Raw genomic sequence first — 23,496 nt, 5'->3', positions numbered from 1 at the left:
GCCGACGCCTCCTTCGAAAGGTCAGCCCAGATCGCCGCCACCAACCGGCATGACCATGCCGGTGATGTAGGAGGCTTCGTCGCTGGCCAGAAACAGGATAGCGCTTGCCTGTTCATCCAGCGTGCCGTAACGCTTCATCAAACTGCTGTCGAGGGTCTGGTCGACGATCTGCTGATACCACAGCTTTTCCTGAGCGCTTTGTTCCGCGGTGTTGCGCGGAATCAGCCGCGGCGGCGCTTCGGTGCCACCGGGGGCGGTTGCGTTGACCCGCACCCCACGGCCGGCGGTTTCGAACGCCAGGCATGCGGTCAGCGCATTGACCCCACCCTTCGCCGCACCGTAAGGCACGCGATTGACGCTGCGGGTCGCAATCGATGAAACGTTGACGATGGCGCCGCTGCCTTGCTCAAGCATGAACGGCAGCGCGGCATGGCAACACCACAGCGTCGGGAACAATGAACGGCGCACTTCGGCTTCGATCTGCGACTCTTCATAGTGCTCGAAAGGCTTGGCCCAGATCGTGCCGCCGACATTGTTGACCAACACATCGAGGCACCCGAAGCGCTCGACGGCGGTGCGCATCACGCGGCTGCATTCGCTGTATTGCTCAAGGTCGGCGGTCAGGGCGAGCACCTGGCTGTCCCGCCCCAGTTCTTTCTGCAACTCGAACACCAGATCGGAGCGGTCGACCAGAATCAACCGCGCACCTTCGGCGGCCATGCGTTCCGCCACACGCCGGCCGATGCCTTGGGCTGCACCGGTAATCAGCGCGATTTTTTCGTGGAATCTGTTCATGTATCTCTCCCACAACAGCGCGGCTCAGGCCGCGCTGGCGGCAAATTTCTCGTAGTAGAAGTTCGCAGGCGCGATGCCTTGATCGCGAATGAACTGGCTGACCGCTTCGACCATCGGCGGCGGGCCGCACAGGTAGACATCGACGTCGCCATCGTTCAGATGCCGTGGCTCGATGTGCTGGGTCACGTAGCCCTTGAGCGGGTGCCGACTGTCGGGGTTGGCCACGCAGGCGCTGAAGCTGAAGTTCGGGATTCGTGCGGCAAAGGCTTCCAGTCGATCGATTTCCACCAGGTCGAAATCGTTGGTCACGCCGTAGATCAAATGCAGCGGATGCTCGCTGCCCTGCTCGGCGATTTTTTCCAGCATCGCGGTAAACGGCGCCAGACCGGTGCCACCGGCCAACAGCAATAACGGCCGACGGATATCGCGCAGATAGAAACTGCCCAACGGTCCGGCCAGGCTCATGCTGTCGCCGGCCTTGGCCATGCCGGTCAGGAAACTGCTCATCAAGCCGCCGGGCACGTTGCGAATCAGGAAACTGACTTCTCCGTCACGCTGCAACGAGCTGAATGAATACGCGCGGGTCTGCTCGCTGCCGGGAACCCCGAGGTTCACATATTGCCCCGGCAGAAACGCCAGTTTGCTCAGGGACTCGCCTTTGATCGACAGCGCGATGGTGCTGTCAGACAACTGCCGTACGGCGCTGATGGTCGCGTCGTAATTGGCCTGACGAGTACGGCAGACATCCGATGAAACCGGCACGCGCACCACGCAATCGCTCTGCGCACGCATCTGGCAGGTCAGGACAAAACCCTGCTGCGCTTCGTCGGCGCTGAGGGCGTCTTCGATGTAGTCCTCGCCCAGGTCGTAGCGCCCGGCTTCGGCGAAACACTTACAGGTGCCGCAAGCGCCGTCGCGGCAGTCCAGCGGAATATTGATGCCCTGGCGGTACGCAGCATCGGCCACGGTTTCGCCGGCGTTGGCGTCGATGAACCGGGTGACGCCATCTTCGAAATTGAACGCAATGGAATGAGTCATGACGGCCGCCTCAGAGGTGGTAAACATCGATGACCTGGCGAACGTAGTCGTTCTTCAGGATCACTTTCTTGGCCAAGATCAGCGGGTTCTCGCCGCGCACATCCAGGGTGTAGAAACTGCTGCCGAAATAGCTGTCGACGGTCTTGTAGCGAAAGCTCAGGGTGTGCCAGTTGAAGCGCACCTTGCACAGGCCGTCGGTCTGTTCGATCAGCTCGATGTTGCTGAGGTTGTGCGAGGTGCGGGTGTCCGGCACGCTGGCACTGGAACGCTCGGTCTTGATGCGGAAGATGCGATCTTCCAGGCCCGTGCGGTTGCCGTACCAGATCAGCGAGATTTCCCGCTGCGGATCGATGGTCAGCTCGTCGTTGTCATCCCAGGACGGCATCCAGAAAGTGGCGTCCGGCGCGTATAACTCCAGCCAGTCATCCCATTGCTTGTCGTCGAGGTAGCGCGCTTCGCGGTAGAGAAAATCGCGCACCGCGTCATAGGTCATGGTCATTGCACGGCCTCCACTGCAATCAGTTCGGACTGTTCGGCGGCCAGGGCCTTGAGCATGGTCTGCTGCCAATATTTGTGTTGCAGCACGAACAGGCCTTCGTCTTCGGTACGCACCCCGCTGAGCAACGGGTGCAGGTCGATTTCCTTGGCCGCGTCATCGGCGCCTTCAATCCAGTGTTCGGCACCACGGGACATGTCGTTCCAGGTGGTAACGCTGCCCTGGTAACCGGTCTGGCAGGAGCGAAACTCTTCCAGATCGTCTGGAGTGGCCATGCCGCTGACGTTGAAAAAGTCCTCGTACTGCCGAATGCGGCTCGAACGGGCGTGGTCGCTTTCACCTTTGGGCGCGATGCAGTAAATGGTGATTTCGGTGCGGTTGACCGAGATCGGCCGAGCGATGCGAATCTGCGAGCTGAACTGGTCCATCAGGTACACGTTCGGGTACAGGCACAGGTTGCGCGAGTTCTCGATCATCCAGTTGGCGCGGGCCTGGCCGAAGTCCCGGGCCAACTCGTCGCGACGTTCGTACAGCGGACGGTCTTCGGGGTTGGACCAACGGGTCCAGAGCAGCATGTGGCCCTTGTCGAAGGAATAGAAACCACCGCCCTGCTTGGCCCAGGTGCCGGCGCTCATGGTCGGATTGCAATCGCCGGCTTCGCGCTGTTTGCGCTGGTTCTGGGTGGCGGCGTAGTTCCAGTGTACGGAGCTGACGTGATAGCCGTCGGCACCGTTTTCAGCGGTGAGTTTCCAATTGCCTTCGTAAATGTAACTGGAGGAACCGCGCAGCACTTCCAGGCCATCGGCGGACTGGTCGACGATCATGTCGATGATCTTCGCCGACTCGCCCAGGTGCTCCGCCAACGGCACCACGTCGGCCTTGAGGCTGCCGAACAGGAAACCGCGATAGGACTCGAAACGCGCGACTTTGGTCAGGTCGTGGGAGCCTTCGCAATTGAAGCTCGCCGGGTAGCCGGCCGCCGCCGGGTCCTTGACCTTGAGCAGCTTGCCGGAGTTGTTGAAGGTCCAGCCGTGGAACGGGCAGGTGTACGAACTCTTGTTGCCGGTCTTGTGCCGGCAGAGCATCGCCCCGCGGTGGCTGCACGCATTGATAAAGGCGTTCAACACGCCATCCTTGTTGCGCGCGATGAAGATCGACTGGCGCCCCATGGTGGTGGTGTAGAAATCGTTGTTGTTGGGGATCTGGCTTTCGTGCGCCAGGTACAGCCAGTTGCCTTCAAAGATGTGTTCCATCTCGAGGTCGAACAGCCGCGGGTCAGTGAACATCTCGCGCTTGCAGCGATAGATACCCTGTTCAGGGTTTTCTTCAAGCAGGGAGTGAAGGTATTCGGGTCGCAGGGACATGGCCGCCGCCTCCATTGTTTTTATTCAGGCAGGGCCATGCTAGGACGTGGGGATGGGGTGGACTATCCGCGGGGTGCAGACCTGTATCCGTTTTGTGCAAGGGGCGGTCGGTGGTTGATGATTGCCAATGTGGCGAGGGAGCTTGCTCCCGCTGGGCTGCGAAGCGGCCCCCGGCATTCTGTCAGGCACACCGCGTCGGCAGGATTTACGACTGCTGCGCAGCCGAACGGGGGCAAGCCCCCTCGCCACAGGTTATTCGTCAAACGTCTTGGCAATCAATGACGGCGCTTGAGGGTGTCGGAAGGCAACTCGCCGAACTGTTTGCGGTAGCTGTCGGAGAACCGGCCCAGGTGCAGGAAGCCGTAATCCATGGCCACTTCCGTGACGTTGCGCACGTTGCAGGTCGGGTCGCTCAGGTTGGCGTGAATGCGCTCGAGCTTCTTCTGCCGGATGTAGTTTTTCGGCGTGTCCCCCGCATTGCGTTCGAACAGCCCATACAGCGAACGCAGGCTCATCCGCGCCTGGCGCGCCAGTTCTTCGCTGTCGATGTCTTGCTTGAGGTTGCGGGCGATGTAATCGACCAGCGCCTCGAACGTGGCCGAGGCTGAGCCAGGGTCGGTGCGCATGACGTTAGTCTTCATCAGGCCGAGCATCTTGCTGACCACGATTTGCGCATAGTGCTCCTGCACGCGAGGAATCGGCTCGGATGCCTCGGCTTCCTGGCAAATCATCGCCAGCAGGCCGACGAAACCTTCCAGTTCATTGAGCTGATAACGGTTCTCCAGAAACCGCACGCCCTGCCCCGGATACCGCCAGCGCTGCTCCTCGCACACCGACTCCAACAGCCGGGTGGGGACTTTCAGGATGAATTTTTCGCAATCACTGGAATAGGTCAGATCCACCGGATCGTCCGGGTTGATCAGCAGCAACTCACCGGGCGCGAAGTAATGTTCCTGACCGTGGCCACGCCACAGGCAGTTGCCGCGCAGCAACACCTGCAAGTGATAGATGCTGTCCAGCGCGCCAGAGGTAACCCGCACGCTGGCGCCGTAACTGATGCGGCACAGGTCGAGGCTGGCGAACTTGCGATGATCGAGGCTGGCCAGCGGTCGGCCGGCCCTGGGCATCTGCAGGCAATGGTTGCCGACATGCTGATTGACGTAGCCCGACACCGCATACGGGTCGGCATGGTCGAAGATTCTGCTGCGATGACTCAACAATTGCGCTTGCATCATCGGTTCACTCTCATTGTTGTTATCAGTGGCGCCGCCATTCTAGTGTCCTGCCCGAAACACAGAAGGCCACGAGATAAACGGTCGGTTATCTCGTGGCCCGGTTCGGCTGGTCGAGGGTATCAGTCCTCGAGTGCGCGGACCCGTTCGTGGCGTTGCTGCTCCTCAGGCTGGGCGGACGACTGCAGGGTGAAGTCGAAATCGATTTCAGCAAAGCGACCGCTGACGCCATGGGCCGCCGCACGCTGCGGATCGTCGCTGAAGGTGATCTTGGCGATCAGTTCGTCACGGGTGGCGTAGGCGAAATCGTCATGCAGGTACTGATCGCCATCGAGGTTGATCTGGGTGGTCAGGTGACGATGATCCGGTGCCGAAATGAAGAAGTGAATGTGCGCCGGCCGCTGGCCATGACGGCCCAGTTGATTGAGCAGTTGCTGGGTCGGACCATCCGGCGGGCAGCCGTAGCCCGACGGCACGATGCTACGGAAGCGATAACGGCCCTCGGCATCGGTGACGATCCGGCGACGCAGGTTGAACTCGGACTGGGTGGTGTCGAAGTACGAATAGGTGCCGCCGGTGTTGGCGTGCCAGACATCCACCACCGCCCCGGCCAGCGGTTCGCCGGCGGTGTTGAACACCCGGCCCTGCATGAACAGAGTCACACCCGGATCGACGCCGTCATCGAGACGCGCTTCGCCTTGCGACAGCGGCGCACCCGCCACATACAGCGGCCCTTCGATGGTCCGCGGGGTACCGCCGGATTTGCCGGCCTGCTCGTCTTCGGCATCCATCAGCAGGTCGAGGTAATGCTCAAGACCAAGCCCGGCTACCAATAGACCAGCCTCCTGCCGCGCGCCCAGCACGTTGAGGTAATTGACGGCTTTCCAGAATTCTTCCGGGGTCACGGCCAGGTCTTCGATGATGTTCACCGAATCACGCAGGATGCGGTAAACCAGCGCTTTGACCCGCGGATCACCGGCTTCATTGAGCAGGCCGCTGGCTTCTTCGAGAAACTTCTGGACACTGGCGGTGTGGGAAATCTTGACGTTCATGGTGGATCCTCATCTTGTAATTATTAGCGTAGCGAACTGAACAGGCTGGGTTCAGCGGTCATCCTCGCGAATGGAAGAAGGATGCCGGCACAGCGCGTTGACCTCGATGGCCATGTACGGGTACAGCGGCAATTGCATCAGTAGGTCGTGCAGCTCCTGAACGCTGTCGACATCGAACACGCTGTAATTGGCATAGAGCCCGGCAATGCGCCACAGATGACGCCACTTGCCTTGCGCTTGCAGGCGCTGGGCCAGGGCTTTCTCGTCGGCCTTTAGCTGAGCGGCGCGCTCCGGGTTCATGTCGACCGGTAGATTCACGGTCATTTTTACGTGAAACAGCATGATGCCCTCCTCAGGCTTGATGAACGACAGTGGAACTTTTGTCCCGACGGAAAAACGCCAGGCGCTCTTCATCCAGAACCAGGCCCAGCCCCGGTGTTGACGGGACGTGCAGTTGGAAATCGCGGTAGACCAATGGCTCGCTGAGGATGTCTTCGGTCAGCAGCAGCGGGCCGAACAATTCGGTATCCCAGCTCAATGTATTCAGGGTGACGAAGGCATGGGCCGAGGCCAGCGTGCCGATACCGCCTTCGAGCATGGTGCCACCGTACAGGCCGATACCGGCCGCCTCGGCAATCGCGGCGGTTCGCAGCACGGCGCGCGGGCCGCCGTTCTTGGCGATTTTCAGAGCGAACACCGAAGCGGCGCCTTCCCGTGCCAGGTTAAAGGCATCTTCCACGCATTCGATGGATTCATCGGCCATGATCGGCGCCGGGCTCATGGCATTCAGGCGCACCATGCCGGCGCGGTTATTGCGCGAGATAGGTTGTTCGATCAGGTCGATGCCGTTGGTGCCGAGGATCCGGCAGGCCCGCAGAGCGACTGCTTCGTCCCAAGCCTGATTGACATCGACCCGCACGCTGGCGCGATCGCCCAAGGCCTTTTTGATCGCAATAACGTGAGCCAGGTCGCGGTTGACCTCGCCGGCGCCGATTTTCAGCTTGAAGATCCGGTGGCGGCGCAGGTCGAGCATTTTTTCCGCTTCGGCAATGTCCTTGGCGGTGTCGCCGCTGGCCAGGGTCCAGGCCACCGGCAATGCATCGCGAACCCGTCCACCCAACAGTTCGCTGACCGGCAGGCCAAGGCGCTTGCCCTGGGCGTCGAGCAAGGCGCTTTCGATACCCGATTTGGCGAAGGTGTTGCCACGAATGCTGCGCTCCAGGCGCAACATCACGGCATTCACATTGCCGCTGTCCTGGCTGATCAGCAGTGGCGCGAAGTGTTTGTCGATGTTGGTCTTGATGCTGTCCGGGCTTTCGTTGCCGTAGGCCAGGCCGCCAATGGTGGTCGACTCACCGATACCCTCAACGCCATCGGCACAGCGCACCCGAATGATCACCAGAGTCTGGTTCTGCATGGTGTGCATCGCCAGTTTGTGTGGGCGAATGGTCGGCAGATCGACGATGATCGTCTCGATCGATTCAATGGCTGTTGCAAGCATGTCGCGATACCCGTCAGGTTCTTAAAGTTCTGGAACCGATTCTGGTACGGCTTTTTTCGGGAAGCCAATATAGAATTGGTCTGACTCGATACCTTAAAGGTATTTAACAGATCGACGTCCGGAGGCCCCATGGAACTGCGTCACCTGCGATATTTTCAGGTGCTGGCTCAAACCCTCAACTTCACCCGCGCCGCCGAACTGCTGCACATCGCCCAACCGCCGCTGAGCCGGCAGATCCAGCAGCTGGAAGACGAACTCGGGGTGTTGCTGCTGGAACGCGGCCGACCGCTGAAGCTGACCGACGCCGGGCGGTTTTTCCATGAACACTCCACCGCCCTGCTCGAACAACTGGGCAAGGTCTGCGACAACACGCGGCGGATCGGCCTGGGCGAAAAGACCTGGCTGGGCATCGGCTTTGCGCCCTCGACCCTCTATGGCGTGCTGCCGGAACTGATTCGCCGGTTGCGCAGCGGCGAGCCTCTGGCGCTGGAATTGGGGCTCTCGGAAATGACCACGTTGCAACAGGTGCAGGCGCTCAAGGCCGGGCGTATCGATATCGGCTTCGGGCGCATCCGCATCGACGACCCGGCCATCCTGCAGACCGTGCTCACCGAAGACCGACTGGTGGCCGCCCTGCCCGCCGGCCATCCGCTCCTCGCCAGGCCCATCAGCCTTCGGGAACTGGCCAAGGAACCCTTTGTGCTCTATCCCGGCAACCCGCGTCCGAGTTACGCCGACCACGTGATCGCATTGTTCGAAGCCAGTGGCGTGCACATCAAGGTGGCGCAATGGACCAACGAGCTGCAAACGGCGATTGGTCTGGTGGGGGCGGGAATCGGGGTAACGCTGGTACCGGCCTCGGTGCAGTTGCTTCACCGCGACGACATTGGCTTTACCCCGGTGCTGGAAGACAACGCGACCTCGCCGATCATCCTCAGCAGGCGCGTGGGCGATGTGTCGCCGGGGTTGAATCATTGCTTGCAGATGATCGATGAACTGCTGCCGCGCGACAGACCTGAAAACTAGGCCACGACACCGGCGAACGCTCGACGACCGGCACGCATTTCTGTGCGAAGTTCGCCAATCAGGTTGGAAATATCGCGAACACTGATCAGTTTGTCGGGGGATACGCCGGTGATCAACAACTCAATCCGTCCGGTATCGCGATCGAAGACCTTGATCCGCAAGGTTTCATCGCGGTTCACGGTGCATTCGCAGGAGAGCGGCTTGAAACCGGACTCGACAATCTGGCAAAGCTGCTCAATTGAAACCATGACAGACGCCCCTCCATGGACGGTTTTCCGATTGGATCCACTGAGATTAGTTCAGCTTGCGCAATGCGCCAGTGAGCTCAGTGAGCATCCCCATCCCATATCCAATTCCAGATCCCCGGCAAACGAACAGGCTCGGAACTCTGCTTGACGGTGCGCGCCATGGCCGCCCGCTGTAGCGCTGTCGTGTCGTCGTAAAACGGTTTCTGCGCCGTGGCCAGACCGGTGGCGTTGGCACTGTCGAGGAGGATTTGCAGGTATTCGCGGGCATGCCGGGCGGTGTAGCGGTTGAGGTCGTGAAAGGTCACCACCACCGGAATCACCCCATCCACCGTCGGCAACTCGCCAAGGGCGATGCGCTCGCGCACTTCGGACAGCTGCCGCAGCATATTGGCCCGCCGCCGAGGGCTGGCGTTGAAGCCCCAGATCTTGCCGTCATTGGCGCTCAGGTCGGTCAGCAGTACGTGCATGCCATGCTGTTGGTAGGCGGCGAAGGTGCGTTTGTCGTAGTTCCAGAACGGCGGACGCACCAGGTTCGGTGGAGTGCCAGTGATCGCGGCGATGTCTGCGCTGCCGTTGGTCAGCGATTGCTCCAGTTGTTCCGGCTCCAGGGAGCGATGGTTGGTGTGATGGGGAGTGGCCGTGTGGAAGCCCAGCAGATGCCCTTCGGCCTGTTCGCGCCGCATGAGCTGGCGGCCCACGTCACTGCCGCCGGCGCCCGAGGCGCGGGTCTGCACGAAGAACACGGCTTTGATGTCCGGTTGCAGCGGATTGCGCGCCAGGCTGTCGAGTACAGTGGCGGTCGGGTTGTAAAAACCGGACGCGCTGGGCCCGTCGTCGAAGGTCAGCAGAAAGCGGATCGGCGCCTGCGCTTGCAGACGCTGTTGCGTCTGCGGCGTCATTTCAATGGGCGCGGCGATGCAGCCAAACAGGCCGACGGCGATGGCGAATACGGATAGAACCTTGATCAACTGCTTCATGTTTTGCCTTGGGCCAGACCTTGCGACCGTCACGTTTAATGGCAAAAGCCCCTCGCCCATTTATCCTTCGACCGGCCCGCCAATCGCTGCGAGCCGAGGTTGGATAAGGGTACACAGTGTTTGGTTCCAGCGCCTGCTCCCCGGGTGATTGCATTTCAAACTACAAAAACTAAAAAGCCCCGCCATCAATTGGCGGGGCTTTGGGGATGTGCAAACCGATCAGGGCTTCAGCGGGCGTTCCTGGTCGCGGTCCGACAGCTCTTTACCGTCGTCGGGGTGCTTCCAGTCCGGCATCGAACGCTTCTGCCGCTCGATTTCTTCCTCCGTCGGTTCATCGGTCTCATCATCCAGGTCCGGATGCTTTGGTTCAGTGGCCATGCCCACCTCCCGTCCTCAAGGGATCATCCGTTAAGCGTAGAACAGTTTCGCGCCGGACGACTCAGAGCCACCAGCGCAGCAAAAAGAAAAAGCCCATGCTCAACAACATGCTGAGCAGAGTATTGCGGGTGTAAAGCACCAGGCCCACGGCCACCAGCGAACTGATCAGGTAGGGGTTGTCCCACTGCAGGTTCAACTGTTTGTCGGGCATGAACACAATCGGCCCGCAGATCGCGGTGAGCATGCCCGGCACCGCGAAACCGAGGAACTGCCGGGCATTGCTGCTCAGGCGTACCGGCAACCGAGGCTCAAGAAATACGTAGCGGTTCAGGAATACCAGCAGGCCCATCCCGATAATCACAGCCCAGACCATCATGTGCGCCCCACGTAGAGTTTGTTGCAGATAAAGCCCGCCGTCATGCCCGCCAACCCCGACAGCACCAGCGCCGAACCCCATTGCCAATAGCTGAACAGTACCGAACAGAACAGCGAGACCGCCACGCAGACCACCGTCGGAACGTTGCGCACCACCGGCGTGATCAAGGCGATAAACGTCGCGGCGATGGAGAAATCCAGCCCCAGGTGTTCGAGGCCCGGAATGCTGCTGCCCAGCACAATGCCCGCCAGGGTGAAGAGGTTCCATGCGATGTAAAACGTCAGGCCCACGCCGAGGGCGTACCAGCGGTTGAACTGCTGTTTGTCGTGCTGGCTGGTCAGGGCGAACAACTCGTCGGTGAGCAAAAAGCCCAGCCCGATACGCCAGCGGCCCGGCAGCGGGGAAATCACCGAGCGCATGCTCATCCCGTACAGCAAATGCTGGGAGGTCAGCAGCAACGTGGTCAACAGAATCGAAAAGACCCCAGCGCCGCCCTTGAGCATGCCGATGGCGACCAATTGCGCCGCGCCGGCAAACACGATGCTCGACAGCCCCTGGCCTTGCAGGGGCGTGAGGTTGGCCTCGATGGCCATGGAACCGGCCAGCAATCCCCAGGGCGCGGTCGCCAGGGACAACGGCATGATGGCCGCGGCGCCACGAAGGAATGCAGTACGCGGCATGAATGAGTTGGACATAACGCTCTACAACCAGGGAAAGACGTCAGACTGTGCCAGCAGTCATGGCCGATGGCTTGAACAATCTTGCGCACTTGCAACGACTTCACGATTGACAAATACCCCGTCGGCTTTTAAAACTGGGCGCCTCATTCAGGGTGTAAGCAACCATGTCCGCAACCTTCAACCTCAACACTGTCGTCATTGGCTTGATTGCCAAGGCGCAAGGTTGCGTTGCGCACGCCCCTAAATCGAAGAAACAGTCGCTCATGTGACCGGGGCGCGCTGTCCCGTCAGATGAGCTGACAGGACATTGAGCGCGACGGACACCCCTCCTCTTGCTGACTTCCTTCTACGCTTCTGACGGTGACGAAATCGGTCAACCTTCAGGAGAAAGTGCATGTCATCGTTTCAAGGTATCTGGGTTCCCATCGTTACGCCGTTTCACAATGGCGCGATCGACTTCGCCGGATTGCGGCGGCTGGTCAGTCGTCTGCTGGAAAAAGGCGTCGATGGCATAGTGGTCTGCGGCACCACCGGGGAAGCCGCGGCGCTGGCCAAACATGAACAACTGGCGGTGCTCGATGCGGTGCTGGAACAGGTTCCGCCAGAACGCGTGGTCATGGGCCTGGCCGGCAACAACCTCACCGAGTTGCTGCAATTTCAAAGCGAAATCCTGAAGCGTCCCCTGGCGGGCTTGCTGGTTCCGCCGCCGTACTACATCCGCCCTTCCCAGGCCGGCCTCGAAGCCTTTTTCAAGACCGTCGCCGACGCATCCAGCGTCCCGATTATTCTCTACGACATCCCCTATCGCACCGGCATAGCCTTCGAGCAGGCAACGCTGCTCCGGATCGTCGCCCACGAGCGGATCGTCGCGATCAAGGACTGCGGCGGCAACCCGGCCAACACCTTCGCGCTGCTCTCCAGCGGCAACGTCGACGTGCTGTGCGGCGAAGATAATCAGATCTTCGGCACGCTATGCCTGGGTGCCAAAGGCGCGATTGCCGCCTCAGCCCATGTTCATCCCGAACTGTTCGTGACGCTGTATCAACAGCTTCGCGACAACCGTTTAGCCGCCGGCCGAACGACCTTCTTCCAGTTACTGCCACTGATTCACAGCCTGTTCATCGAGCCCAATCCCGCCCCGGTAAAAACCGCCCTGGCCCTTGAAGGATTGATCCACGACGAACTGCGAGCGCCGATGCAACGCAGCAGCGAAAGCACGGCGGTGCGTTTGAAAGAAGTACTGGCAGCGCTTGAAGGCGGCAATCGATAGAGCACAAGCGTCCAGCCCGAGTACCATGGAGCGATTCACCCAACACGTCAGGGAATCGACATGCTTTACCGAATCGCCGCCGACGGGCTGGTGCTGTCTCACTTGCTGTTCATTCTGTTCGTGCTGTTCGGCGGGCTGCTGGTGCTCAAATGGCGCCACCTGATCTGGTGGCACCTGCCCGCCGCCGCATGGGGAGTAATCGTGGAAGTCTTCCACCTGGCATGCCCACTCACCGAATGGGAAAACCGCATGCGCCACGCGGCCGGGCAAACCGGTTACGGCGGCGGCTTCATCGAACATTACGTGTGGCCGATTATTTACCCGGCCGGGCTGACGCCCACGATTCAACTGGCACTGGGCAGCGTGGTGTTGGCGCTCAACATGCTGATCTATGTGCGGCTGTTCCGGCAATGGAAGCATCCGACCCGTTCAGGCAGTAATCACCGGTCCGGTTGAACTCAGTTGGCGATAACACTCATGTTCCGGCCACTGGCCTTGGCCACATACAGCGCCTTGTCCGCGGCGCCGACAATGTCGTCGGGCTGGGCTTGCGAGGCCGGGTCGTAGGCGCAGACACCCACGCTGACTGTGACCACGCCTTCCACGCCCCCAACGTGTTCGATGCCGGCCTGCTGAACCGCACGGCGGATGTTTTCCGCTACCAGAAACGCCCCCACGTAGTCGGTACCGGGCAGCACCACCGTAAACTCCTCACCACCGAAGCGAGCCGCGAGATCGCCGGGGCGCTTGATGTTTTCGGTGATGATCGTGCTGATTTTGCGCAAACACTCATCGCCCGCCAAATGACCGTAGTGATCATTGAAGCTCTTGAAGTGGTCGACATCGATCATCAACAGCGCAAGATGGGTCTGGCTACGCCTGGCACGGCCCATTTCCGCGAGAATGAACAGGTCGAATTGACGCCGGTTGGAAAGCCCGGTCAGTGCATCCTCCAGCGCCAGCAACTCCAGGCTGCGGTTGACCTCAATGAGTTTGTCCTGAGTCTCCAACAGATTGTTCTGAATATGATTCTGCTGCTTCATGAGGCGGATCAGGCGATAACCGAGAGCCCCCAGAAACCCCAGCAGCAACAGGACGATGCCCGCACTGAATATTGATTCCTGCCGCCAACTGGCCAGGACTTCATCCTTGTCGAGCCCGGCAAAGACGACAAGCGGATACCCCTCGACCCGTCGAAACCCCACGACCCGCATCACCCCGTCGACAAAGGACCTGACCGTTGCCGTACCGGAATCGCCCTTGGGCAACAGCTGGGTAAACAGCGGCCCTTTGGCAACACTGGTGCCGATATCGGCTTCGTTGAACGGGCGCCGAACGACGATGGTGGCGTCATCGGAGATCAGGTTGATCACGCCGTTATTGCCCATGTCGATGCTGTTGTACAAATCCAGGAAATGCTTGAGGTAGATCGAAGCCACCACCACGCCGGCAAACCGGCCATCAGGGTGATTGATCCGGCGTGACACGGTCATGATCCACTCACCGGTCGAGCGACTTTTTATCGACGGACCGATATGAGGGCCGCGGTCGGGATGATCACGGTGGTAGATGAAATATTCACGGTCGGAATTATTGGCATTGGGCGGTATGACGTTAATGGCGTTGGCGAGCCAGCGTCCTTCTTCATCGAACACGAACAGCCCATGGATCTGTACCAACTCACTGCGCTGAGCCTGGAGCAAACGTTGCAGTCGGGGAAATTTTTCCGGTTGCATGCCATCGATTTCGAGGCGGTCCACCAGGGAGAACAGTAGCGTGTCGGCTTGCTTGATCGATGCGTGCGCCTGCGATGCCAGGGTTTGCGCCAGGTTGGACATTGCCACTTCGCTGTCACGCAGATGGTACTGACGCGAGTTCCAGCTTTCCCCGATCACAATGGCCATCAAGGACAGGCACACCGCAATCAGCAGAGAAACCGCGTATCGAACCTTGAGCGTTGTCTCAACCGGCTCGGGCACCCAAGGCGTGGCGAACCGGGTGTGTTCAATACGATCTTTGACGGACGGATGCCCCATGACGCTCCCTGAATCCCTTATGACATGGCGAATTTTCCCGTTCGCCCTTTTAGCGCCAGCCAGCCGTGACCGGCGCTCAAACCTTTACAACCCGATACGATGGGTGATTTGCACGAAAAGGCTCATCGAAATCATCCGCCGGATCAGCGAGGATGATAGCACCCGTTACTTAAGGCTTCCCGCCAGAAACTGCTTCAACCGCTCGCTCCGAGGCTGCTCCAGCACACGGCTCGGTGCTCCCTGTTCCTCCACCCGTCCCTTGGCGGCCAGGGTGCCCAGCAGGATTTTCGGGCCAAAGCCTTCCAGAAGCATTTCGCTCTCCGTGTTTTTATTAATGAAGAGGATGGTCAAACTGAGCAGCCCGGACGGCCGCCCTGTTTCAGGTATCGAGAGGCGTCATTTCGCGCCGTAGACGTCGAAATCGAAGTACTTTTTGTTGATCCGTTCGTAAGTGCCGTTGGCCAGAATCGTCGCCAGCGCTTTGTTCAAGTCTTCGCGCAGCTCGACATCACTCTTGCGCAAGCCGATGCCATCACCGACGCCGAAAAAACCGGGGTCATCCAGGGTGGCACCCGCAAATTCATAGTCCTTGCCCCGCGCAGTGTTCAGAAACCCGTAACTGGCCTGGATCTCGCCCTGCAGCGAGGCATCGAGTCGCCCCACTACCAGGTCGGCGTACACCTGGTCCTGATTCTGATAGGAGAGAATATCTACGCCCTTCGAACCCCAGACAGCTTTGGCATAAGCCTCCTGGGTCGACCCCTGCTCCACGCCAATACGCTTGCCCTTGAGCGACTCCAGGGAGGGCAGCAAGCCCGATCCACGCCTGACCACCAAACGCGCCGGCGCATTGGACACCTTGTCGGTAAACGCAATCTGCTCCAGGCGCTTGGGCGTAATGGTCATCGACGAAGCCACCGCGTCGAACTTGCGCGCCAGCAGGGCCGGGATCATGCCGTCCCAGCTGCTTTCAACCCAGACGCAGCGAGCATGCAACTCGGCGCAAAGCGCCTCGGCGATGTCGACCCCGAAGCCGGTCAGCGTGCCATCCTGGTTCTTGTATTCCAGCGGTGGGTAGGTCGGGTCGACGCCCAGCCTCAACACTTTGCCGGACCAGTCGGCCGCTCCGGCCAGGCCGGATGCCGTGAACAACACCAGTGATACAGCCGCGATCATTTTATTCATTGTTATTTTTCCTCTAGGGGCTCGCCGAGCCAGGTTACCGACAGCTTTTTGTACAGCCGCAGCGCTTGAAAACTCCGCCGCTCAACGCAGAAAACCCTCGACCAGCTTCACCCAATAACTCGCCCCGATCGGCAGGCAGGCATCATTGAAGTCATAGCCGGGGTTGTGCAGCAGACAGCCGTTGTCGCCCTGGCCATTGCCGATCACCAGATAGCTGCCCGGGCACTTTTCCAGGATGAAAGCGAAGTCCTCACTGGCGGTGAAGGGGCGCAGATCGTCAATCATTTGTCCTTCGCCCAGCCAGTCCTGCGCGACCTGACGGGCGAACGCTGTCTGCTCGGGATCATTGATCAACACCGGATGACAATGCTGATAGTCGATATGGGCCTGTGCGCCGAAACTGGCGGCCTGGCCCTCGACCAGCTCGGTAATTCTGAGCTCGAGTAGCCGGCGAACTTCAGGGGTCAACGCTCGCACGCTCAGACTCATTTCGGCGAACACGGGAATGACATTCGAAGCGCTTCCGGCATGTATGGAACCCACCGTGATAATTGCCATGTCCTGCGGATTGACGTTGCGCGACACGATGCTTTGCAAGGCAATCACGATCGAGGCGCACACCACCACCGGGTCGATGGCCTTGTGCGGCACCGCGCCGTGGCCGCCGTGGCCGATGATTTTGATCGTCACCGTATCGGCAGACGCCATGAACGGGCCGCTGTAAAACCCCAGATGCCCGACGGGATAACCCGGTACGTTGTGCATGGCAAACACCGCATCACACGGGAACCGTTCGAGCAGGCCGTCTTCAAGCATTTTCCTGGCACCGCCCAGCCCTTCTTCGGCCGGCTGGAAAATCAGATGCAATGTGCCGTTGAACGCCCGGGTTTGTGCCAGGTATCGAGCGGCCGCCAACAGGGTTGCGGTATGCCCATCGTGGCCGCAGGCATGCATCACACCGTCAATCCGGCTGGCATACGGCAGGCCGGTGGTTTCCTGAATCGGCAGTGCATCCATGTCGGCGCGCAAGCCAACGGAGCGCCCCTCACCATTTTTCAGGGTGGCGACAACTCCGGTCCGGCCCACACCGGTGCTGACCTCAAACCCCCACTGCGTCAAACACTGAGCAACCCGCTCACTGGTGGCGAATTCCTCGAAGCCCAACTCGGGGTGCGCGTGAATGCTGTGCCGCAAAGCGATCATTTCATCCTGGATCGCTGCAATACCAGGCAAGACAGGGCCGGCGTTCATTGTTGTATTCCCTCGATAGGTCTGGGCGGCTGTTGGGGTCGATCTTAGGGAACGGAATCCGGGCTGGGGAGACGCAGTTTGGTTATGATGACAACCATTGGTTGTCGTCATGGTGAGCATATGAAACTGCATCAACTACAAGCACTGATCGCCAGCGCCGAAACCGGCAGCATCCGCGCGGCCGCTCGCTCGCTGGATATGTCCCAGGCCGCGGTAACCAAAGCACTTCGCGAACTGGAAACCAGCCAGCAGTTGCCGCTGTTCACCCGAACGCCCAACGGTCTGAACTTCACCGAGTACGGCAAAGTGTTGCTGACTCACGCCCGGCTCGTGATCAAGCAACTCGAACATGCGCAGACAGAGCTCGATCACCTGCGAGGCAAGGCTCAGGGGCGGCTCTGTGTCGGGATCACGCCATGGATTGCCTTGACCTTCTTGCCCGAAGTGGTACTGGCCTTTCGGGAGCGAATGCCGGAAATCCGGCTGGAATTGTTCGAAAGCCTGATGGCCGTGGCCCAGCCGCTGCTGCGCGATGGCAGCATGGATTTTGCGATCGGCCAGCTTCACCCGACGCAATCAACCCAGGAATTTGCCTGCCAAACCCTGCTCGATTACCAAACGTCGGTGTTGGTCCGCCAGGGCCATGCACAACAGAATGCTCGATCGATCCATGAGCTGCTGGAGCAGAACTGGACCTTGAACTATGCACCGGACGGTCACGATGGGCTGATGCAGGAGTTGTTCTGGAAACACGGAGCACAAATTGATGAGAGCCGAATCGTCCGCGCCCATTCACTGGCGATCCTGCAGATGATGGTCGAGCGGGCCGACATGTGCACCTGGGGCCCCTCCATTGTGAGTATCGCCCCGCCCTTTCTCGGCCGAGTGGTTTCCCTGGGGCTGACCGAACAATTCGAACCCAGGCAGTTGGGCATCGTGACACGCCGCAATGGTGCGCTGAGCAATCCGGCACTGTGCTTTACCGATTGCCTGTTGCAGGTCATTCGGCGTCATGCCCGCTCGGCCAAAAAGGAAGACCGACAACTCTTTGAAACGCTGCACCTGCGGGTTTGAGAGGGATCAGGCGCGCGTCTGTTTCAATGCCTCAAGCCAGGCCGGATTCAATTGCGTCTGCTCAGTATCGATGCCCAGTGCTTGCATCCGCGCCGCGTGTTGATCCATCTCTCGGGTCAGCTGACTTTGGTCGCTGGAGTTGCCGTCCAACTGGTGCATCTGGCTCAGCCCCAAGTGATAAAAGCGCAGCAGCTTCATGGCGGCAGGGTCGCCCTGCTCCACCGCCGCCGTCACCTGGTGCATGACGTTGGTGACGCTCATCAGGCTGCGCTTGAGCTGCCAACCATAGACCGCTGGCGCCATCCACTCCTGGCTCCAGAACTTGCCGCGAATCAGCGCCACCGTCAGCAACAACGCGGCAAACACACCGCCCACGTTGAACCGCAGATTATCGCCGCCGGGTTCACCGAACAACGTCACCGCCGCCGTCGACAGCACCATCGCCAGCGCCAGGAACATCAGGGCGATGATCACCGTGCTGCGCCGCGTCTGGCGTCGATAGGTTTCGGCATTCATTGGCTGGATTTCGAACATCGCGACGGGGTTCCTTGCATCGATGGTAAAAGGCGCTGTGACAAAAAGACTGCGAGGCATTATCGCCTCCCCGAAGGATTTAGCTATGCTGGAGCTCCTTTTCATCTTTTCATCGTCAAACGGGAGCATGGCGATACAGCGCAGTTCGTGCCATCTTCATCATGGATACACACTATTCGGATGCCATGCGCCGTTGCTGGCGGGTGACATCGTTTTAAGGATCATTGAATGACCCAACGACATGTAATCAACGCCTCGGTCAGCCCTAAAGGCAGCCTGGAAACGCTCTCCCAGCGTGAAGTACAGCAACTGAGCGAAGCCTCATCCGGCATCACCTATACCCTCTTCCGCCAGTGCGCCCTGGCCATCCTCAATACCGGCGCCCATGTCGATAACGCCAAGACCATTCTGGAAGCCTATAAAGACTTCGAAATCCGCATTCACCAGCAAGACCGTGGCGTACGCCTGGAACTGCTGAATGCCCCCGCCGACGCTTTCGTCGATGGCGAAATGATTGCCAGCACCCGTGAAATGCTCTTTAGCGCCCTGCGCGACATCGTCTACACCGAAAACGAACTCGACGCCTTGAGCATCGACCTGAGCACCTCCCAGGGCATCAGCGACTACGTCTTTCACCTGCTGCGCAACGCCCGCACCCTGCGCCCCGGCGTCGAGCCGAAAATCGTGGTGTGCTGGGGCGGCCACTCGATCAACACCGAAGAATACAAATACACCAAGAAAGTCGGCCACGAACTCGGCCTGCGCAGCCTGGACATCTGCACCGGTTGTGGCCCTGGCGTGATGAAAGGCCCGATGAAAGGCGCGACCATCGCCCATGCCAAGCAACGCATCCACGGCGGCCGTTACCTCGGCTTGACCGAGCCGGGGATCATCGCCGCCGAAGCACCGAACCCGATCGTCAACGAACTGGTGATCCTGCCGGACATCGAGAAACGCCTGGAAGCGTTCGTGCGGGTTGGCCACGGCATCATCATTTTCCCGGGTGGCGCGGGCACGGCCGAGGAATTCCTGTACCTGCTCGGCATCCTGATGCACCCGGACAACCAGGACCTGCCGTTCCCGGTGGTCCTTACCGGGCCGAAAAGCGCCGCGCCGTATCTGGAGCAACTGCACGCCTTCGTCGGCGCAACCCTCGGTGAAGAAGCGCAGCAGCACTACGAGATCATCATCGACGACCCGGCCGAAGTAGCGCGGCAGATGACTCAGGGCCTCAAAGCGGTCAAACAGTTCCGCCGTGAGCGCAACGACGCGTTCCATTTCAACTGGCTACTGAAGATCGACGAAGGCTTCCAGCGCCCGTTCGACCCGACCCACGCCAACATGGCCAACCTGCAACTGAGCCGCAACCTGCCGCCCCACGAACTGGCCGCCAACCTGCGCCGCGCGTTCTCCGGCATCGTCGCCGGCAACGTCAAGGACAAGGGCATCCGCCTTATCGAAGAACACGGGCCGTACCAGATTCGCGGTGATGCCGAGGTCTTGCAGCCGCTGGACCACTTGCTCAAAGCCTTCGTCGCCCAGCACCGGATGAAACTGCCGGGCGGCGCGGCGTATGTGCCGTGTTACCAAGTAGTGGCTTGATACGCAAAACCCTGTGGAAGCGGGCTTGAGTTGCCGTTTAAACCACCGGAAACAAGAAACCCCGCGTGATGCGGGGTTTCTTGCATTTAAGGGGCTCAGTCAGGAACCCATTGTGGCGAGGGGGCTTGCCCCCGTTGGGTTGCGAAGCGCCCCCAAAACCTGCAGCTGCATGTTTTCAGATACACCGCATATACCGGTTTTGCGACGGCTGCGCCGCCGAACGGGGGCAAGCCCCCTCGCCACAACAAGCCCCTTTTGCCAAAGATCCTAGCTAGTCTTGTGGATCGAAATTATCCAGCACCCGGTTCACCGCCAACTCCCCAAGCATGACCACCGATTGAATCCCCAACATCACATTGCGATGTGGCATGTCCATCAGTCCGGCGAACTCACTGAGCATCATGCTCGCTGACGCCAGGGACTCGCAGGCGTTGACCAGCAGGGTTTCGTTATCGACCTTCGTACCCACATGGTAAATGGTGCTGGGTTTGCGCTTGGTGGCTTTGGGGATGGGTGGTTTGAGGTAGTGGTCGAGGGCGCGGTCGGCGGCTTCGTGGAGTTTTTTGGAATCGAGGGATTCGTAGGGGGATGTTGGATCGGTTTCTGGTGGATTCGGTGTTGGTTTGAACATGTGAAGCTCCTTGATGAGTGAAGCTACCGCCGTTCGCGGTCAAACGAACAAGGTGGCAGCTGTACGCGGGTTGACCGACCGGACATCAAGGAATCCGGCACACCGAAGTGTCCCACGCACAGCCACCGCGACACGATATTTCAGGCAATGCCTGAAAAGGTCTTGGACGCTGGCGCGCCTTGATTTGTTCGGACGGTCAAATCCGATCGCTGATTGGTCAGCGACCCGGAAACGATAGAGCCCGGCCTCAAGGCGCACAAGCCGGCGGATTCTGGCGTAGTCGTAGGCAGCGGCGCAAGGCTGTGTAGCCTGAGTGAGTATCTGGAAGTGTCGTTTAAACAATGCTTGTTTAGCGGTCTGATACCCAGCCTTGTGATGGCTGTACCGGCCTCATCGCGGGCAAGCCCGCTCCCACAGGTGTCTGCTTTGACCAAAGGATTTGTGAACGACAGCGATCACTGTGGGAGCAGAAAACAAAGGAAAACAAAGGGGACAGATTTATTTTCTGACCACTACGCCCGAAGCAAACATCTGGCCGGCGTCCCCTTTCCCACGTTTTTGCTCACCCATCAAAAAAGAATCGTGGTCTACCCCCTATGTCCCATCAAGTCTCATGACGCGGGCGTAGCGTTAATATCAAAATCACCTTGCTCATTTATTTCCGCATCCGCCTTCAATATCTCAAAGTCACAACGACCTTTATTCAATCGAATTTTTATCTCATATAGCCCATTTGCATGAGGACTAACGAACTCAACCTGAAGAGCGTAATCTCCGTCGACCAACTCCAAAGACAAAACATCCGAGATACTACCGACTTCAATATTGCGATTATTTACCGTGAATGGCACTTTGAAAGCCCGCACCACATCTGCACTCAGCTTTGGCACTTCCTCATTAATAAAGAGATCAATCTTATGATCACCCTCATCAACCAACGCTCTAAAAGAAGCACTACCTACTCTCCAAGAAAATCCTTGCGTATAGCTTCGATCGCTCCAATCGTTATACGGCTGATCAAGCGAGCTTAGGAATACGCAAAATTGTGAGTACGATAAATATACATTCACTTCAAACTTAGCCATCAGTCCACCACCTTAATCCTGACTTTCTCTCCATCAGACAACCCGCGACATGCACTCCCTATGCATGCACCAGCCCCATATTATCCTTCGGACTTATAGGTCTAACACTCGCTCCCGCCCCACCTTCCTTAAACATAAGCATTAGGGGACAGACCACGCTTTTGCTTACCATCAAAAAAATCGTGGTCTGTCCCCTATTCCCACGTATTCCGACACCTGATTTTATAGTAAACTCAACCTTATACAAACTCCAGAAACAAAGGGAGAAACAAAGGGGACAGATTTATTTTCTGACCACTACGCCCGAAGCAAACAAATAAACCCGCCCCCTTTTCCCGCCCTAGAACACTAAAACACTCACACTACACCAGATCTCATCAAAGCAACTTTCCACAACCCACCAAAACCATCAAACTCTAAACTTAAATCATAACCATTGTAGCTATATTTCACCCAAGGACTTATATAACCAATTAGCGGATCCTTTTTCCCTTCCACTCTCTTCGTTGCCGGGCCTAGCTCATCCGAAATTCTTCTATCGGTCCATTTTTGTGCCGACTGGCTAAGTATTTCACCCCTGTAAGCGGAATAACCCTCATGCTTTTGCACAAAAAAATGAACATGATTCAACTTCTCAGCGCGAAAGCCAAACTCCAATCCTAGCTTCATAAATTTATAGAATCGAGTCTTCCCTAAGGGATCGTTATAAGCATCTGGAGCTTCCAAAATAATTGGAGTCTCCGAAAACCTACTGAAAAACTGACGAACACACTCACTTTCACTCTTGCCGAGAGCATCGATAAATTCAGCCCACGTCACCATTAGTCAATTACTCCAATCTAGAAACAAGGTGAGAGATTTATTTTCTGACCACTACGCCCGAAGCAAACAAACAAATCCGTCCCCTTTCCCGTCTGTCCCCTTTCCCGAAAACTACAACTCAATAAAACCAAAAGCCTGACGAAACTCTTGCTCTATAGTAGGGCTGCATCTAACTTCTCCAGCGCCTCATCTACCGACAAAGGCATATCGTAAGGCTTCATCCCGCGACGAACAGCTATGCCATACAGTGCATACTCCTCATCATCACTATGTTCCCAATAAGGTACGCTTCCGATGATTTGGTAGATTTTAAAAATCTCACCATCAAACTCCATGAGATCATACAAAAAATATGGCGCGCGGATTTCAACAAACTGCGCCCCACCATTAAGCGTAAAGTTCTGCTCGTTAAATGGAGTACGATCAGGGGTTAAGCCTTTTGCACCAACTAACTAGGGCACCGACCAGATCAAAATATTGCCACTACCCCTCGATTGACCTCTTCGCCAAAATCATTGACTCCAAGAAACCAGCCAGCGGAATCTTTAGAACTGAGTTATTCAAGTCAGCAAACACCTCAAGCTCTAACTTATCCACTCCTTGGTCCTGATTAATTTGAGCCACCGACTCTCCCTTATATTGAATTTCAATAGTCAACTTCTCATAGCGACTATCGCTGAATCCCAAAATCTCAAAGTCAGGATTGCTGTCAAGTTTCATAGCTGCACCTTCGGATCTAAGAAGCCAGAGAATGTGCCATCACTGTTGAACCGTAGCCCTCTACCATCCGGCGCTCTCACCTCTAGCCCACCCCGACTAAAATTTTTATAGGTTGCGTCAGGA

At 58.4% G+C, this 23,496-nt stretch carries 27 protein-coding genes and 1 pseudogene; 5 read left to right on the top strand and 23 right to left on the bottom strand.

Going from position 1 to position 23,496, the window contains the following annotated elements; translation table 11 throughout:
* Positions 1 to 21 precede the first annotated feature (21 nt).
* The 8 genes from AF70_RS11785 to AF70_RS11750 all read right to left on the bottom strand — a co-directional run bounded on the left by AF70_RS11785 (position 22) and on the right by AF70_RS11750 (position 7,478).
* On the bottom strand, positions 22 to 795 hold the full coding sequence (locus AF70_RS11785; protein ID WP_028941001.1) for a 1,6-dihydroxycyclohexa-2,4-diene-1-carboxylate dehydrogenase: 774 nt from the start codon (positions 793 to 795) through the stop codon (positions 22 to 24).
* A gap of 24 nt (positions 796 to 819) precedes the next feature.
* A complete protein-coding gene (benC, locus tag AF70_RS11780) occupies positions 820 to 1,833 on the bottom strand; it encodes a benzoate 1,2-dioxygenase electron transfer component BenC (RefSeq protein ID WP_028941002.1) in 1,014 nt (337 codons plus the stop codon).
* Positions 1,834 to 1,843: 10 nt separating this feature from the next.
* Positions 1,844 to 2,332, bottom strand: coding sequence for a benzoate 1,2-dioxygenase small subunit (benB, locus tag AF70_RS11775; RefSeq protein WP_028941003.1), 489 nt, complete (start codon positions 2,330 to 2,332; stop codon positions 1,844 to 1,846).
* Complete coding sequence (gene benA / locus AF70_RS11770; protein WP_028941004.1) at positions 2,329 to 3,693, bottom strand: benzoate 1,2-dioxygenase large subunit; 1,365 nt, start codon at positions 3,691 to 3,693, stop codon at positions 2,329 to 2,331. The genes benB and benA overlap by 4 nt, the downstream gene beginning before the upstream one ends.
* Positions 3,694 to 3,968: 275 nt before the next feature.
* Positions 3,969 to 4,928, bottom strand: a complete 960-nt coding sequence (locus AF70_RS11765) for an AraC family transcriptional regulator (RefSeq protein WP_028941005.1) — start codon at positions 4,926 to 4,928, stop codon at positions 3,969 to 3,971.
* 119 nt (positions 4,929 to 5,047) lie between these two features.
* Complete coding sequence (gene catA / locus AF70_RS11760; RefSeq protein ID WP_018927994.1) at positions 5,048 to 5,977, bottom strand: catechol 1,2-dioxygenase; 930 nt, start codon at positions 5,975 to 5,977, stop codon at positions 5,048 to 5,050.
* Between the two features lie 51 nt (positions 5,978 to 6,028).
* Positions 6,029 to 6,319 carry a muconolactone Delta-isomerase gene (gene catC / locus AF70_RS11755; protein ID WP_028941006.1) on the bottom strand — a complete coding sequence of 97 codons (291 nt, stop codon included), beginning with the start codon at positions 6,317 to 6,319 and terminating at the stop codon, positions 6,029 to 6,031.
* A gap of 10 nt (positions 6,320 to 6,329) precedes the next feature.
* Positions 6,330 to 7,478, bottom strand: coding sequence for a muconate cycloisomerase family protein (locus AF70_RS11750; protein ID WP_028941007.1), 1,149 nt, complete (start codon positions 7,476 to 7,478; stop codon positions 6,330 to 6,332).
* 129 nt (positions 7,479 to 7,607) lie between these two features.
* On the opposite strand from AF70_RS11750, the gene AF70_RS11745 reads away from it, so the two are divergent.
* The gene (locus AF70_RS11745; protein ID WP_028941008.1) at positions 7,608 to 8,504 is read left to right on the top strand and encodes a LysR family transcriptional regulator; all 897 of its coding nucleotides are present in this window, start codon (positions 7,608 to 7,610) and stop codon (positions 8,502 to 8,504) included.
* On the opposite strand, the gene AF70_RS11740 is transcribed toward AF70_RS11745, so the two are convergent.
* The 5 genes from AF70_RS11740 to AF70_RS11720 form a co-directional block, all read right to left on the bottom strand.
* The gene (locus tag AF70_RS11740; RefSeq protein WP_028941009.1) at positions 8,501 to 8,752 is read right to left on the bottom strand and encodes a DUF1652 domain-containing protein; all 252 of its coding nucleotides are present in this window, start codon (positions 8,750 to 8,752) and stop codon (positions 8,501 to 8,503) included. The two genes, AF70_RS11745 and AF70_RS11740, sit on opposite strands and share 4 nt — an antisense overlap.
* 77 nt (positions 8,753 to 8,829) lie before the next feature.
* Positions 8,830 to 9,729: a polysaccharide deacetylase family protein gene (locus AF70_RS11735; protein ID WP_019582796.1), complete on the bottom strand. Its 900-nt coding sequence runs from the start codon at positions 9,727 to 9,729 to the stop codon at positions 8,830 to 8,832.
* Positions 9,730 to 9,948: 219 nt separating this feature from the next.
* Positions 9,949 to 10,107: a hypothetical protein gene (locus AF70_RS11730; protein WP_019582797.1), complete on the bottom strand. Its 159-nt coding sequence runs from the start codon at positions 10,105 to 10,107 to the stop codon at positions 9,949 to 9,951.
* Between the two features lie 61 nt (positions 10,108 to 10,168).
* The gene (locus AF70_RS11725; protein WP_162830927.1) at positions 10,169 to 10,480 is read right to left on the bottom strand and encodes an AzlD domain-containing protein; all 312 of its coding nucleotides are present in this window, start codon (positions 10,478 to 10,480) and stop codon (positions 10,169 to 10,171) included.
* Complete coding sequence (locus AF70_RS11720) at positions 10,480 to 11,178, bottom strand: AzlC family ABC transporter permease (protein ID WP_018928001.1); 699 nt, start codon at positions 11,176 to 11,178, stop codon at positions 10,480 to 10,482. Before AF70_RS11720 ends, AF70_RS11725 begins: the two co-directional genes overlap by 1 nt.
* A 379-nt stretch (positions 11,179 to 11,557) precedes the next feature.
* On the opposite strand from AF70_RS11720, the gene dapA reads away from it, so the two are divergent.
* Together dapA and AF70_RS11710 are read left to right on the top strand one after the other, a co-directional pair.
* Positions 11,558 to 12,433, top strand: coding sequence for a 4-hydroxy-tetrahydrodipicolinate synthase (gene dapA / locus AF70_RS11715; RefSeq protein ID WP_028941010.1), 876 nt, complete (start codon positions 11,558 to 11,560; stop codon positions 12,431 to 12,433).
* Positions 12,434 to 12,493: 60 nt separating this feature from the next.
* Positions 12,494 to 12,889, top strand: coding sequence for a DUF2784 domain-containing protein (locus tag AF70_RS11710; RefSeq protein ID WP_028941011.1), 396 nt, complete (start codon positions 12,494 to 12,496; stop codon positions 12,887 to 12,889).
* 2 nt (positions 12,890 to 12,891) lie between these two features.
* Here the strand turns inward: AF70_RS11710 and AF70_RS11705 are convergent, their stop codons facing one another.
* From AF70_RS11705 to AF70_RS11690, 4 genes and pseudogenes are all read right to left on the bottom strand, one after another.
* Positions 12,892 to 14,469, bottom strand: a complete 1,578-nt coding sequence (locus AF70_RS11705) for a sensor domain-containing diguanylate cyclase (protein ID WP_028941012.1) — start codon at positions 14,467 to 14,469, stop codon at positions 12,892 to 12,894.
* A gap of 165 nt (positions 14,470 to 14,634) precedes the next feature.
* Positions 14,635 to 14,730 (bottom strand): annotated as a pseudogene (locus AF70_RS11700) (histidine/lysine/arginine/ornithine ABC transporter ATP-binding protein); the annotation flags it as partial.
* 135 nt (positions 14,731 to 14,865) lie between these two features.
* Complete coding sequence (locus tag AF70_RS11695; protein WP_371929202.1) at positions 14,866 to 15,645, bottom strand: ABC transporter substrate-binding protein; 780 nt, start codon at positions 15,643 to 15,645, stop codon at positions 14,866 to 14,868.
* 90 nt (positions 15,646 to 15,735) lie between these two features.
* Positions 15,736 to 16,905, bottom strand: coding sequence for a M20 aminoacylase family protein (locus AF70_RS11690; RefSeq protein WP_028941014.1), 1,170 nt, complete (start codon positions 16,903 to 16,905; stop codon positions 15,736 to 15,738).
* Between the two features lie 84 nt (positions 16,906 to 16,989).
* On the opposite strand from AF70_RS11690, the gene AF70_RS11685 reads away from it, so the two are divergent.
* Complete coding sequence (locus tag AF70_RS11685) at positions 16,990 to 17,979, top strand: LysR family transcriptional regulator (protein WP_169342477.1); 990 nt, start codon at positions 16,990 to 16,992, stop codon at positions 17,977 to 17,979.
* A gap of 6 nt (positions 17,980 to 17,985) precedes the next feature.
* Here the strand turns inward: AF70_RS11685 and AF70_RS11680 are convergent, their stop codons facing one another.
* Positions 17,986 to 18,513: a DUF3087 domain-containing protein gene (locus tag AF70_RS11680; RefSeq protein ID WP_028941016.1), complete on the bottom strand. Its 528-nt coding sequence runs from the start codon at positions 18,511 to 18,513 to the stop codon at positions 17,986 to 17,988.
* Between the two features lie 228 nt (positions 18,514 to 18,741).
* On the opposite strand from AF70_RS11680, the gene ppnN reads away from it, so the two are divergent.
* Positions 18,742 to 20,115, top strand: coding sequence for a nucleotide 5'-monophosphate nucleosidase PpnN (gene ppnN, locus AF70_RS11675; RefSeq protein ID WP_018928007.1), 1,374 nt, complete (start codon positions 18,742 to 18,744; stop codon positions 20,113 to 20,115).
* 271 nt (positions 20,116 to 20,386) lie between these two features.
* On the opposite strand, the gene AF70_RS11670 is transcribed toward ppnN, so the two are convergent.
* The 5 genes from AF70_RS11670 to AF70_RS11650 all read right to left on the bottom strand — a co-directional run bounded on the left by AF70_RS11670 (position 20,387) and on the right by AF70_RS11650 (position 23,373).
* Positions 20,387 to 20,746, bottom strand: a complete 360-nt coding sequence (locus AF70_RS11670) for a DUF6124 family protein (RefSeq protein WP_028941017.1) — start codon at positions 20,744 to 20,746, stop codon at positions 20,387 to 20,389.
* A 611-nt stretch (positions 20,747 to 21,357) separates the two neighbouring features.
* Positions 21,358 to 21,831, bottom strand: coding sequence for a competence protein ComJ (comJ, locus tag AF70_RS11665; RefSeq protein WP_019582807.1), 474 nt, complete (start codon positions 21,829 to 21,831; stop codon positions 21,358 to 21,360).
* A gap of 357 nt (positions 21,832 to 22,188) precedes the next feature.
* On the bottom strand, positions 22,189 to 22,653 hold the full coding sequence (locus tag AF70_RS11660; protein ID WP_019582808.1) for a hypothetical protein: 465 nt from the start codon (positions 22,651 to 22,653) through the stop codon (positions 22,189 to 22,191).
* Positions 22,654 to 22,805: 152 nt separating this feature from the next.
* Positions 22,806 to 22,988 (bottom strand): hypothetical protein, encoded by a 183-nt coding sequence (locus tag AF70_RS11655; RefSeq protein WP_019582809.1) that lies wholly within the window; start codon positions 22,986 to 22,988, stop codon positions 22,806 to 22,808.
* Between the two features lie 148 nt (positions 22,989 to 23,136).
* On the bottom strand, positions 23,137 to 23,373 hold the full coding sequence (locus AF70_RS11650) for a hypothetical protein (RefSeq protein WP_019582810.1): 237 nt from the start codon (positions 23,371 to 23,373) through the stop codon (positions 23,137 to 23,139).
* Positions 23,374 to 23,496: the final 123 nt, after the last annotated feature.

Source organism: Pseudomonas sp. KD5 (assembly GCF_012932895.1).
Lineage (GTDB): Bacteria > Pseudomonadota > Gammaproteobacteria > Pseudomonadales > Pseudomonadaceae > Aquipseudomonas.
This window is presented reverse-complemented; position numbering and strand designations above follow the sequence as displayed.

Coding starts and splice junctions, on each gene's coding strand:
- AF70_RS11785 (WP_028941001.1), bottom strand. CDS start 795: ATGAACAGATTCCACGAAAAAATCGCGCTGATTACCGGTGCAGCCCAA.
- benC (WP_028941002.1), bottom strand. CDS start 1,833: ATGACTCATTCCATTGCGTTCAATTTCGAAGATGGCGTCACCCGGTTC.
- benB (WP_028941003.1), bottom strand. CDS start 2,332: ATGACCATGACCTATGACGCGGTGCGCGATTTTCTCTACCGCGAAGCG.
- benA (WP_028941004.1), bottom strand. CDS start 3,693: ATGTCCCTGCGACCCGAATACCTTCACTCCCTGCTTGAAGAAAACCCT.
- AF70_RS11765 (WP_028941005.1), bottom strand. CDS start 4,928: ATGATGCAAGCGCAATTGTTGAGTCATCGCAGCAGAATCTTCGACCAT.
- catA (WP_018927994.1), bottom strand. CDS start 5,977: ATGAACGTCAAGATTTCCCACACCGCCAGTGTCCAGAAGTTTCTCGAA.
- catC (WP_028941006.1), bottom strand. CDS start 6,319: ATGCTGTTTCACGTAAAAATGACCGTGAATCTACCGGTCGACATGAAC.
- AF70_RS11750 (WP_028941007.1), bottom strand. CDS start 7,478: ATGCTTGCAACAGCCATTGAATCGATCGAGACGATCATCGTCGATCTG.
- AF70_RS11745 (WP_028941008.1), top strand. CDS start 7,608: ATGGAACTGCGTCACCTGCGATATTTTCAGGTGCTGGCTCAAACCCTC.
- AF70_RS11740 (WP_028941009.1), bottom strand. CDS start 8,752: ATGGTTTCAATTGAGCAGCTTTGCCAGATTGTCGAGTCCGGTTTCAAG.
- AF70_RS11735 (WP_019582796.1), bottom strand. CDS start 9,729: ATGAAGCAGTTGATCAAGGTTCTATCCGTATTCGCCATCGCCGTCGGC.
- AF70_RS11730 (WP_019582797.1), bottom strand. CDS start 10,107: ATGGCCACTGAACCAAAGCATCCGGACCTGGATGATGAGACCGATGAA.
- AF70_RS11725 (WP_162830927.1), bottom strand. CDS start 10,480: ATGGTCTGGGCTGTGATTATCGGGATGGGCCTGCTGGTATTCCTGAAC.
- AF70_RS11720 (WP_018928001.1), bottom strand. CDS start 11,178: ATGTCCAACTCATTCATGCCGCGTACTGCATTCCTTCGTGGCGCCGCG.
- dapA (WP_028941010.1), top strand. CDS start 11,558: ATGTCATCGTTTCAAGGTATCTGGGTTCCCATCGTTACGCCGTTTCAC.
- AF70_RS11710 (WP_028941011.1), top strand. CDS start 12,494: ATGCTTTACCGAATCGCCGCCGACGGGCTGGTGCTGTCTCACTTGCTG.
- AF70_RS11705 (WP_028941012.1), bottom strand. CDS start 14,469: ATGGGGCATCCGTCCGTCAAAGATCGTATTGAACACACCCGGTTCGCC.
- AF70_RS11695 (WP_371929202.1), bottom strand. CDS start 15,645: ATGATCGCGGCTGTATCACTGGTGTTGTTCACGGCATCCGGCCTGGCC.
- AF70_RS11690 (WP_028941014.1), bottom strand. CDS start 16,905: ATGAACGCCGGCCCTGTCTTGCCTGGTATTGCAGCGATCCAGGATGAA.
- AF70_RS11685 (WP_169342477.1), top strand. CDS start 16,990: ATGATGACAACCATTGGTTGTCGTCATGGTGAGCATATGAAACTGCAT.
- AF70_RS11680 (WP_028941016.1), bottom strand. CDS start 18,513: ATGTTCGAAATCCAGCCAATGAATGCCGAAACCTATCGACGCCAGACG.
- ppnN (WP_018928007.1), top strand. CDS start 18,742: ATGACCCAACGACATGTAATCAACGCCTCGGTCAGCCCTAAAGGCAGC.
- AF70_RS11670 (WP_028941017.1), bottom strand. CDS start 20,746: ATGTTCAAACCAACACCGAATCCACCAGAAACCGATCCAACATCCCCC.
- comJ (WP_019582807.1), bottom strand. CDS start 21,831: ATGGCTAAGTTTGAAGTGAATGTATATTTATCGTACTCACAATTTTGC.
- AF70_RS11660 (WP_019582808.1), bottom strand. CDS start 22,653: ATGGTGACGTGGGCTGAATTTATCGATGCTCTCGGCAAGAGTGAAAGT.
- AF70_RS11655 (WP_019582809.1), bottom strand. CDS start 22,988: ATGGAGTTTGATGGTGAGATTTTTAAAATCTACCAAATCATCGGAAGC.
- AF70_RS11650 (WP_019582810.1), bottom strand. CDS start 23,373: ATGAAACTTGACAGCAATCCTGACTTTGAGATTTTGGGATTCAGCGAT.